This is a genomic window from Gordonibacter pamelaeae 7-10-1-b (genome assembly GCF_000210055.1).
Classification (GTDB): Bacteria; Actinomycetota; Coriobacteriia; order Coriobacteriales; family Eggerthellaceae; genus Gordonibacter; species Gordonibacter pamelaeae.
In genome coordinates this window covers 759,063-768,912 of the sequence record NC_021021.1, presented here as the reverse complement: position 1 = coordinate 768,912, position 9,850 = coordinate 759,063, and the positions used below count along the sequence as shown (strand labels likewise).

At 68.3% G+C, this 9,850-nt stretch carries 10 protein-coding genes; 9 read left to right on the top strand and 1 reads right to left on the bottom strand.

Features of this window, described 5'->3' with window-relative positions; genetic code table 11:
• The 3 genes from ispG to GPA_RS03645 form a co-directional block, all read left to right on the top strand.
• A partial coding sequence (gene ispG / locus GPA_RS03655; RefSeq protein WP_041238977.1) for a flavodoxin-dependent (E)-4-hydroxy-3-methylbut-2-enyl-diphosphate synthase occupies window positions 1-832 on the top strand: 832 nt, incomplete at its 5' end.
• Window positions 829-2,586 (top strand): proline--tRNA ligase, encoded by a 1,758-nt coding sequence (locus tag GPA_RS03650; RefSeq protein ID WP_015538969.1) that lies wholly within the window; start codon window positions 829-831, stop codon window positions 2,584-2,586. The genes ispG and GPA_RS03650, both read left to right, overlap by 4 nt.
• On the top strand, window positions 2,586-3,239 hold the full coding sequence (locus GPA_RS03645; protein WP_015538968.1) for an HAD family hydrolase: 654 nt from the start codon (window positions 2,586-2,588) through the stop codon (window positions 3,237-3,239). The genes GPA_RS03650 and GPA_RS03645 overlap by 1 nt, the downstream gene beginning before the upstream one ends.
• A 76-nt stretch (window positions 3,240-3,315) precedes the next feature.
• On the opposite strand, the gene GPA_RS03640 is transcribed toward GPA_RS03645, so the two are convergent.
• A complete protein-coding gene (locus GPA_RS03640; RefSeq protein WP_015538967.1) occupies window positions 3,316-3,612 on the bottom strand; it encodes a helix-turn-helix transcriptional regulator in 297 nt (98 codons plus the stop codon).
• Between the two features lie 266 nt (window positions 3,613-3,878).
• On the opposite strand from GPA_RS03640, the gene accB reads away from it, so the two are divergent.
• From accB to dxs, 6 genes are all read left to right on the top strand, one after another.
• Window positions 3,879-5,771, top strand: a complete 1,893-nt coding sequence (accB, locus tag GPA_RS03635) for an acetyl-CoA carboxylase biotin carboxyl carrier protein (RefSeq protein ID WP_041238974.1) — start codon at window positions 3,879-3,881, stop codon at window positions 5,769-5,771.
• Complete coding sequence (accC, locus tag GPA_RS03630; protein ID WP_015538965.1) at window positions 5,771-7,123, top strand: acetyl-CoA carboxylase biotin carboxylase subunit; 1,353 nt, start codon at window positions 5,771-5,773, stop codon at window positions 7,121-7,123. Before accB ends, accC begins: the two co-directional genes overlap by 1 nt.
• Window positions 7,120-7,467 carry an Asp23/Gls24 family envelope stress response protein gene (locus tag GPA_RS03625; protein ID WP_015538964.1) on the top strand — a complete coding sequence of 116 codons (348 nt, stop codon included), beginning with the start codon at window positions 7,120-7,122 and terminating at the stop codon, window positions 7,465-7,467. The genes accC and GPA_RS03625 overlap by 4 nt, the downstream gene beginning before the upstream one ends.
• 21 nt (window positions 7,468-7,488) lie before the next feature.
• Window positions 7,489-7,971, top strand: a complete 483-nt coding sequence (gene nusB, locus GPA_RS03620) for a transcription antitermination factor NusB (RefSeq protein ID WP_015538963.1) — start codon at window positions 7,489-7,491, stop codon at window positions 7,969-7,971.
• A gap of 1 nt (window position 7,972) precedes the next feature.
• Window positions 7,973-8,275, top strand: a complete 303-nt coding sequence (locus GPA_RS17275) for an exodeoxyribonuclease VII small subunit (protein WP_083808899.1) — start codon at window positions 7,973-7,975, stop codon at window positions 8,273-8,275.
• Between the two features lie 14 nt (window positions 8,276-8,289).
• Window positions 8,290-9,850: 1-deoxy-D-xylulose-5-phosphate synthase (gene dxs, locus GPA_RS03610; RefSeq protein ID WP_083808897.1), on the top strand; the 1,561-nt coding region annotated here is incomplete at its 3' end.

Genomic DNA, 9,850 nt, shown 5'->3' with positions numbered 1-9,850 from the left:
GCTGCCCGTGGTGGCCGATATCCACTTCTCGGCCGATATCGCGGTTGAGGCCGCGCGCCGCGGCGCGGCGAAGCTGCGCATCAACCCCGGCAACATCGGGGGCCTCGCCAAGACGGACGCCGTGCTCGACGCGGCGGGGGAGGCCGGTATCCCTATCCGCATCGGGGTGAACGCCGGCTCGCTCGACGTCGAGCTGGCCGCGCGCACCGACCTCACGCTCGCGCAGAAGCTCGCGCGCTCGGCCGCCGACTACGTGCGCTACTGCGAGGGCCGCGGCTTCCGCGACCTGGTGGTCAGCGCGAAGGCCCACGACGTCATGGCCACGGTGGCCACGTACCGCCAGCTCGCCCGCGAGCTGCCGACGTGCCCGCTGCACATCGGCGTGACGGAGGCCGGCACCCTGTTCCAGGGCGTCATCAAGAGCGCCTGTGGCCTGGGTATCTTGCTGGAAGAGGGCATCGGCGACACGCTGCGCATCTCGCTCACCGACGACCCCGTGCAGGAGGTCCGTGCCTGCTGGACGCTGCTCGCGGCGCTCGATTTGCGCCGCCGCGCGCCGGAGCTCGTGAGCTGCCCCACGTGCGGGCGCTGCCAGGTGGACCTCATCGGGCTGGCGCAGCAGGTGGAGGAGCGCATCGCGAACCTGGGCAAGCCGCTCAAGGTGGCCGTCATGGGCTGCGTGGTGAACGGCCCGGGCGAGGCTGCCGACGCCGACATCGGCGTGGCGTGCGGAGCAGGGATGGGCGTGGTGTTTTCCAAGGGAGACGTCGTCCGCAAGGTGGAGGAGAAGGCCATCGTGGACGCTTTGATGGAGGAGATAGGAAAGCTATGACGAACGCGAATATCATGCGCATGAGCGAGCTGTGCGTGCCCACGCTCAAGGAGGACCCGACCGATGCGGAGATCGCCAGCCACAAGCTGCTTCTGCGCGCCGGCATGATCCGCAAGACGGCCTCGGGCGTGTATACGTTCCTGCCGCTCGGCAAGCGGGTGCTGGCGAAGGTGGAGCGCATCGTGCGCGAGGAGATGGACGCCATCGGCTCCCAGGAGATCATGATGCCGGCGCTGCAGCCCGGAGAGCTCTGGCACGAGAGCGGCCGTTGGAACGACTACGGCCCCGAGCTCATGCGCCTGGTGGACCGCCACGACCGCGAGTTCTGCCTCGGGCCCACCCACGAGGAGCTTATCACGGCCCTCGTGCGCAACGAGCTGCGCTCCTACAAGGAGCTGCCGCTCACGCTGTACCAGATCCAGGTGAAGTTCCGCGACGAGATCCGCCCGCGCTTCGGCCTTCTGCGCAGCCGCGAGTTCATCATGAAGGACGCTTACAGCTTCCACGCGAGCCAGGAGTCGCTGCAGAAGACCTACGACGACATGAGCGCCGCCTACGGGCGCATCTGCGAGCGCATGGACATGGACTACCGTCCCGTGGAGGCGGATTCCGGCCAGATCGGCGGCAGCGTGACCTGCGAGTTCATGGCGCTCGCCGAAGCGGGCGAGGCCGAGCTCGTGCACTGCGCGTGCGGCTGGGCGGCCAACGCCGAGGCGGGCGACTGCCTGGCGCGCCCGACCGTCTACGACGTGCCGGCCATGGAGAAGGTGGCCACGCCGGGCGTGCACACCATCGCCGAGCTGGCGGCGTTCCTGGACATCCCCGAGTCCTCCACCGTGAAGGCGCTGTCGGGCAAGAACGACGCGGGCGACCTGGTGGTGCTGTTCATCCCCGGCGACCACGAGCTGAACGAGCTGAAGGCCGAGCGTGTGGCCGGCGGCTTCACGCTGCTCACCGACGAGGACATGGAGGCCTTCGGCCTGCACAAGGGCTCCATGGGCCCGGTCGGCCTGCCCGAGGCCGCACGCGTCATCGCGGCGCGCAGCCTGCAGGCCGTGCCGAAGTGGGTCGTGGGCGCGAACGAGGACGGCTACCACTACGTGGGCGCCCAGCTGGGCGTGGACTTCAAGGTGGACGAGTGGGCCGACCTCTGCATCGTGCAGCCCGGCGACAGCTGCCCGAAGTGCGGCCTGCCGCTGGAGGGCGCGCGCGGCATCGAGGTGTCGCAGGTGTTCCAGCTGGGCGACAAGTACTCGAAGGCCATGGGCGCCACGTTCATGGCGGAAGACGGTTCCGAGCAGCCGTTCCTCATGGGCTGCTACGGCGTGGGCGTGTCGCGCACCATGGCGGCCATCGTGGAGCAGCACAACGACGAGAACGGCATCGCGTGGCCTTTCTCGGTGGCGCCGGCGCACGTGTGCGTGCTGCCGCTCACCGTGGGCGACGACGAGGTGCAGCCGGCGGCCGAGAAGCTGGCCGGCGACCTGGCGAAGCTCGGCCTGGAAGTGGTCATCGACGACCGCAAGGAGCGCGCCGGCGTGAAGTTCGCCGATGCCGACCTCGTGGGCTGGCCGCTGCAGGTCGTGGTGGGCAAGCGCGGCCTCGCCGAGGGCAAGGTGGAGATCAAGCACCGCAAGACGGGCGCGCGCCGCGACATCTCGCTCATGGCGCTCACCGACGCGGTGGCGTTCGCGCAGCGCAACACGAAGGTGTGGGGCTCCGAGGTCGACCTGTTCGGCGGATTGTTCGCCTGATGAGCTCCTTCCCGGACGTGCGCGGGGTGCTGTTCGACCTGGACGGCACCCTGCTCGATACCCAGCGCCTGATTTTGGTTTCGTTCCGCCATGCCGTGGAGACGGTGCTGGGGAAGAGCATGCCCGACGAGCTGCTCATGGCCAAGGTGGGCCAGCCGCTCACGGTGCAGATGTGGGACTTCACGGACGACCAGGAGGTGCACGACGAGCTGCTCGCCGTCTACCGCGACTACAACGCCCGCGTGCACGACGACCTCATCCGCATCTTCCCCGGCGTGCCCGAGCTGCTGGCTGACCTGCGGGAGACGGGGCTGCCCTTCGGCGTGGTGACCTCGAAGCGCCACGAGGCTGCCGTGCGCGGCCTGGCCACGTTCGGCTTGGACGGCGCGTTCGACCTGCTCATAGGCTCCGACGACTGCGCTGCCCACAAGCCCGATCCCGGCCCGGTCCTCCAGGGCTGCCGCCAGCTGGGCCTGCGCCCCGAGGAGTGCGCGTACGTGGGCGACAGTCCCTTCGACCTCCAGGCCGGGCGCGGCGCCGGCTGCCCCACCGCCGCGGTCCTGTGGGGCATGTTCCCCGAAGAGGTGCTGCTGGCGGAAAAGCCGGAGGTCGCATGCCGCAACGTGGAAGAGCTCCGCGGGTGCCTGCTCTAGGGGCTCCTAGCCTGTTCCAGCCGGTCAGGCGTCCAAAACGCCATCCGGGTCGGGCGGGCCAGGCTGGGCTGCGGGGCTAGCCCCTCTCGTTCTCGCCCAGGGAATGGAGGGCTCCTCCGGGGGCCAAAAGGGCGTCGAGGGGGCGCTCGAAAGCCCGTGCGAACTTCACGACCTTCGAGAAGTCGGCGTCTATCAAGCCGTCCTCGATGTCGGTGATGTGGCTTCGGCTGGACCCTACCATGTCCGCCAGCTCCTTTTTCGTCAGGTGCTGGCTTTCGCGCAGGACGCGCACGTTCTCGCCGAACGTGCGCGCGAGGAGTTGGACAAGGGGGTCCTTGCCCAGCATCTTGGCCTGTCGTGACTTCTCCGGCATGATCGAAATCGTAGGCGAGCCTCCAAAGTTGAAAGTATTCAGCTGAATACACTTTGTCTGCGCCGGACGACAAAGCCGCTCATTTCGGGATGCGTGCGGTTGGCCCGCCACCCGCCTGCGCGAAGCACGGCCGTTTGCGCCCCTCGTCCCCCTATTCTGTTGCTTAGCAGTGAATTTCACCCGGCATCTACGCCGCGACCTCAACCTTCCTCTATAATCGGATATTCGATCTTTGACTAACTGCAAATCGAAGGGGGTGTGAGTTCATGCCGAGACTTCAAATCATGGATACCACGATCCGCGACGGCCAGCAGAGCCTCTGGGCCACGCGCATGCAGATCGGGGACATGCTGCCGATCCTGCCGAAGATGGACCGGGTCGGGTACTGGGCTATCGAGGCTTGGGGCGGCGCGACGTTCGACACGTGCCTGCGCTTTCTCGACGAGAACCCGTGGGAGCGTCTGCGATCTATCAAGGCGAACACGCCGAACACGCCGCTCGCCATGCTGTCCCGCGGTCAGAACCTCGTGGGGTACAAGCATTACTCGCGCGAGATCTGCAACCGTTTCATCAAGGCTTCCAAGCGCAACGGCATCCACGTGTTCCGCGTGTTCGACGCCCTCAACGATATCCGCAACGTCGTGGACAACGCCGAGGCCATCAAGGAATGCGGCGGCCACTTCGAGGGCGCCATCTCCTACACCATGTCGCCCGTCCACACGCTTGACAGCTACCTGGAGTACGGCCAGAAGATGAAGGATCTGGGCGCCGACTCCATCGCCATCAAGGACATGGCCGGCATGCTCACGCCCTACCGCACCGAGCGCATGGTGAAGGCGTTCAACGCCGAGATCGGCCTGCCGCTGCACATCCACTGCCATTACGTGGGCGGCATGGCGCCCGCCAACATCATCAAGGCCGCCGAGGCCGGCGCCGCCATCGCGGACACGGCCCACGCGCCGCTCGCCTTCGGCAACTCGCACCCTGCGGTGGAGATGATCGTGGCCGCCCTCCAGGAGAGCCGCTACGACACGGGCCTGAACCTGGACCTGCTGTTCGAGATCGCCGAGTACTGGGAGGAGGTGCGCAAGCGCGGCCACTACAAGCGCGGCGTGTCCTCGCTCACGCACATGAAGGTGTACTCGCACCAGGTGCCCGGCGGCATGATGTCGAACCTGGTGTCGCAGCTGGAGATCCAGAACGCCGGCGACCGCCTGCCCGAGGTCATGCAGGAGATCCCGAAGGTGCGCGCCGAGGTGGGCTACCCGCCGCTCGTCACGCCCCTGTCGCAGATCGTGGGCACGCAGGCCGTGTTCAACGTGCTCACCGGCAAGCGCTGGAGCGTCGTGTCCAAGGAGATGAAGGACTACATCTGCGGCTACTACGGCAAGGCGCCGGGCCGCATGGACAAGGACATCGTGGCCAAGGTCGTGGGCAACTCCGAGATGCTGCCGCCCGACGTGGCCCCCGGCTCGCTCGTGACCACCACGTACTCCCAGGTGGAGGACGAGATCGGCGACCTCGCGAAGAGCGAGGAGGACGTGCTCATGTACGCCCTGTTCCCGAACGAGGCGCGCACGTACCTGAGCAAGCACCGCACATCGGAGAAGGTCGACTTCCTCATGGAGCAGGAGTCGAGCCATACCAAGGAGGACGATTACGTGGACATCAATCAGATTCGCGAGCTGGTTCGCGTCGCCGAGGAGAGCGGCGTCGGCGAGATCGTAGTCGAGGAGGAGGGCACGCGCATCGCCGTGCGCATGCCGGGCACGCTGTCCTCCGACGCCGTGGCGGCTGCAGCCGCCACGGCGTCGGTGGCCGCCGTCGCCCCCGCTCCTGCGGCCGAGGCTTCCGCTTCCGCCGGCGACGGTATCGAGCGCCCCTCCAACTGGTACTGCGTGACGGCTCCCATGGTGGGCACGTTCTACACGTCCCCCGCGCCCGGCGAGCCGCCGTTCGTGCAGGTGGGCGACGAGGTCGCTGCCAACCAGACGCTCTGCATCGTGGAGGCCATGAAGCTCATGAACGAGATCACGGCCGAGGAGATGGGCACGGTGCGCGAGGTGTGCCTCGAGGATGCCTCGCCCGTGGAGTTCGGCACGCCGCTGTTCTACGTCGAGCCCCACGGCGCCCCGGCCCCGGCCCCGGAGACGGCGTAATGTTTAGCAAGATACTGGTAGCGAACCGCGGCGAGGTGGCGCTGCGCATCATGCGCGCCGCCAAGGAGCTGGGCGTGAAGACGGTGGCGGTGTACTCCACGGAGGACGCGGACACCTATCCCGTGCAGTACGCCGACGAGGCCGTGTGCATCGGCCCCGCCCAGGCGAACAAGAGCTACCTCGTCATGCCCAGCATCATCGCCGCCGCCAAGAACGCCGGCGCCGAGGCCATCCACCCCGGCTACGGCTTCCTGGCCGAGAACGCCGACTTCGCCCGCGCCTGCGTGGACAACGACCTGGTGTTCATAGGCCCCGCGGCCGACTGCATCGAGCGCATGGGCGACAAGAGCATGGCGCGCGAGACCATGAAGTCCTGCGGCGTGCCCACGGTGCCCGGCTCCGACGGCTGCATCGACACGGCTGCCGAGGCCAAGGCGTTCGCGGACAGCGTGGGCTATCCCGTGCTCATCAAGGCCACGGCGGGCGGCGGCGGCAAGGGCATGCGCGAGGTGCACGACCCGGCCGACCTCGAGGCCCAGTACCAGGCTGCCCGCACCGAGGCCGGCGCCGCGTTCGGCAACGACGGCGTGTACCTGGAGAAGCTCGTGCTGCGCCCGCGCCATGTGGAGGTGCAGGTGCTGGCCGACGACTTCGGCAACAACCTGGCGCTCTGCGAGCGCGACTGCTCCGTGCAGCGCCGCCATCAGAAGCTCATCGAGGAGGCGCCCTCGCCGGCGCTCACCGAGGACCTGCGCCGTGCCATGGGCGTGGCGGCCATCAAGGCCGTGCGCGCCGTGAACTACAAGAACGCCGGCACGATCGAGTTTCTGCTCGACGAGCGCGGCAACTTCTACTTCATGGAAATGAACACGCGCGTGCAGGTGGAGCATCCCGTGACCGAGCAGATCACCGGCACCGACATCATCAAGGAGCAGCTGCGCATCGCCTCCGGCGAGCCCATCAGCTGCGCCTCCCGCGCTCCGTTCGTCCCGTTCGGCCATGCGATGGAGTTCCGCATCAACGCGGAGGACCCCGCGCACGGCTTCCGCCCGTGCCCGGGCACCATCACCAAGTTCGAGCCTCCGGCGGGCCCCGGCGTTCGGGTGGAGAGCTACGTGCGCACGGGCTCGCGCATCTCGCCCTACTACGACTCGCTCGTGGCGAAGCTCGTGGTGTACGGACAGGATCGCGAGGAGGCCCTTGCGCGTGGCCGCCGCGCCCTCGACGAGTTCGTCATCGAGGGCATCGAGACCACCATCTCGTTCCACCGCCGTGTGCTGGACAACGCCGTGTTCTGCGCGGGCGATGCGACGACCGACTTTATTGAAACCCAGATGGGAGACGTGTTATGAACGAGCTGAACCTTGACGGCATGGCGCTTGCGCCGGGTGTCGTCGAGACGATCGTGTCCATTGCGGCCAACGAGGTAGAGGGCGTGGCCTCCGTGGGCTCCGCCGCCGCAGGCGGCCTGCGCTCCGTGTTCGGCGCCAAGCCGTCCACGCAGGGCATCGACATCGCCGTGGACGAGGACGACAAGCTGGTCATCTCGGTGCGCGTGGACGTGTACTACGGCTACGTGCTGCCCGACCTGGCCGCCAACCTGCGCCAGGCCGTGGCCGATGCCGTGGCGAGCCAGGTGGGGGCGCAGGTCTCCTCGGTCGACGTGTACATCGACGGCATCCAGTTTGCCGGTTAGCCGGAGGTTTGCTGAGCTTCTATGGCTGCTAAACGACATGAACGAACGCGTGCGCGCCGCTCGGCGCTCGCGCTGCTCTACACGAGCGAGATCACGGACGAGGGCGCTACCAAGATCGCCGAGGAAGGCCGCTACCTGGCCGAGGACGGCCCGCTGCCCGACTACGCCACGGCGCTCGTGCGCGGCGTGGAGGCGCACCGCGTGGCCATCGACAAGCATCTGGCGGCCACGTCGGAGAACTGGGCGCTTGCGCGCATGCCCATCGTCGACCGCTCCATCCTGCGCTTGGCCACCTACGAGATGATGTACGTGGACGACGTGCCCACCTCGGTCACGATCAACGAGGCCGTGGAGCTGGCGAAGGACTTCGGCGGCGAGGACGAGTCGCCGCGCTTCGTGAACGGCGTGCTGGGCCGCATCGCCAAGATCCTGGACGAGGAGAAGGCGGCGCCGAAGAGCGCCCCGGTAAACGGCGCAGCAGAAGAAACGCCGAAGGAGGCGTGACGTGGCGGGCGAGTCGTATGCGAGCTTCGACCAGGTGAAGGCCCGCCTTGACGAGATCGTCGACGCCGTGGGCTCGAGCGAGATGCCCCTCGACGAGGCGCTCTCCCTGTACGAGGAGGCCGTGGGCCTGGGCCTGCGCGCCAGCGAGCTGCTCGAGGAGAACATCGAGGCCCGGGACGCCGAGGACGTGACGGAAGACGGGGCGGACGCGACCGGCCGCGAGGCCGGGGCGGGAGCCGCGGGTGAAACCGAGGCCGCAGGCCCGGACGCCGAGGCGTCCGCGACGGCTGCGGCCCAGGCGTGACGGGGGGCGTGACCATGGACCATCGCATTCTCGACGTGATCTCGTCGCCGGCCGACCTCAAGCTGCTGGACAACGAGGAGCTTTCCATCCTTGCCCGCGAGATACGCGAGGAGATCGTGGCCGTGACGTCGGAGACGGGCGGGCACGTGGGCTCGTCGCTCGGCGCCGTGGAGATCATCCTGGCCGTGCACAGCATGCTGGACTGCCCGCGCGACCGGTTCATCTTCGACGTGGGGCACCAGGCCTATGCGCACAAGCTGGTCACGGGGCGCCTCGACGAGTTCAAGTCGCTGCGCACCTACGGCGGCCTCTCGGGCTTCCCGAAGCCCGGCGAGAGCCCCTACGACGTGCACCCCTCGGGCCATGCCTCCGACTCGCTGTCGGTGGCGCTCGGCCTGGCGAAGGCGCGCGACCTCTCGGGCGGCGACAACAGGGTGGTGGCGCTGATAGGCGACGCGGCGCTCTCGGGCGGCATGGCGTTCGAGGCGCTCAACCACATCGGGCAGGCGCAAACCCCGATGGTGGTCATCCTCAACGACAACGAGATGTCCATCTCGCGCAACGTGGGCGCGCTCATGAAGCACCTCGGCTACATGCGCGCCTCCTCGCAGTACCGCCAGACGCGCGACTCCGTCCAGGAGAGGCTGGAGAGCAGCGGCCCCTTCGGCGAGGCGCTCGCGAACTTCGGGCGCAACATGAAGGAGTCCATGAAGCAGTTCGTGCTTCCGCGCACCATGATCTTCGAGCAGCTGGGCATCCTGTGCACGGCGCCCATCGACGGCCACGACATCGGCGCGCTCAAGGAGACGCTCGCCATGGTGCTGGCCACCGATGCCCCCGTGCTCATGCACGTGGTGACGAAGAAGGGCGCCGGCTACGAGCCGGCCGTGCGCAACCCCGAGAAGTTCCACGGCATCGCTCCGTACGACGTGGCCACCGGCGCCGTGAGGAAGAAGCCGGCCGCCGCCCCCTCGTACACGAGCGTGTTCGGCGAGGCGCTTGCGGCCGAGGCGCGCAAGGACGAGCGCATCGTGGCCATCACGGCCGCCATGAAGGACGGCACGGGCCTGGCGGGCTTCGCCGAGGAGTTCCCGAGCCGCTTCGTGGACTCGGGCATCGCCGAGGAGCACGCCGTGGGCCTGGCCTCGGGCCTGGCCATCGGCGGCAAGAAGCCGGTCGTGGCCATCTACTCGACGTTCCTCCAGCGCGCGGTGGACCAGCTGATCATCAACAACGCGCTGCCGAACCTGGACGTGGTGTTCGCCATCGACCGCGCCGGCGTGGTGGGGGAGGACGGCCCCACGCACCACGGCATGTTCGACCTCGCGTACACGCGCATGGTGCCGCATATGCGGGTGCTCGCCCCGTCGAACGAGGCCGAGCTCGTGCATGCACTGCACACGGCGCTGGCGCTGGGAGGTCCGTTCGCCATACGCTACCCGCGCGGGGCGGCCGAGGGCGTGCCGCTGCCCGAGGAGCCCCAGGTGCTGGAAGTGGGGAAGGCGCAGGTGGTGCGCGAGGGCGCCGACGTGGCCATCCTTGCGTTCGGCCGCATGGTGGGCCGTGCGCTGGGCG

Coding starts and splice junctions, on each gene's coding strand:
- GPA_RS03650 (WP_015538969.1), top strand. CDS start 829: ATGACGAACGCGAATATCATGCGCATGAGCGAGCTGTGCGTGCCCACG.
- GPA_RS03645 (WP_015538968.1), top strand. CDS start 2,586: ATGAGCTCCTTCCCGGACGTGCGCGGGGTGCTGTTCGACCTGGACGGC.
- GPA_RS03640 (WP_015538967.1), bottom strand. CDS start 3,612: ATGCCGGAGAAGTCACGACAGGCCAAGATGCTGGGCAAGGACCCCCTT.
- accB (WP_041238974.1), top strand. CDS start 3,879: ATGCCGAGACTTCAAATCATGGATACCACGATCCGCGACGGCCAGCAG.
- accC (WP_015538965.1), top strand. CDS start 5,771: ATGTTTAGCAAGATACTGGTAGCGAACCGCGGCGAGGTGGCGCTGCGC.
- GPA_RS03625 (WP_015538964.1), top strand. CDS start 7,120: ATGAACGAGCTGAACCTTGACGGCATGGCGCTTGCGCCGGGTGTCGTC.
- nusB (WP_015538963.1), top strand. CDS start 7,489: ATGGCTGCTAAACGACATGAACGAACGCGTGCGCGCCGCTCGGCGCTC.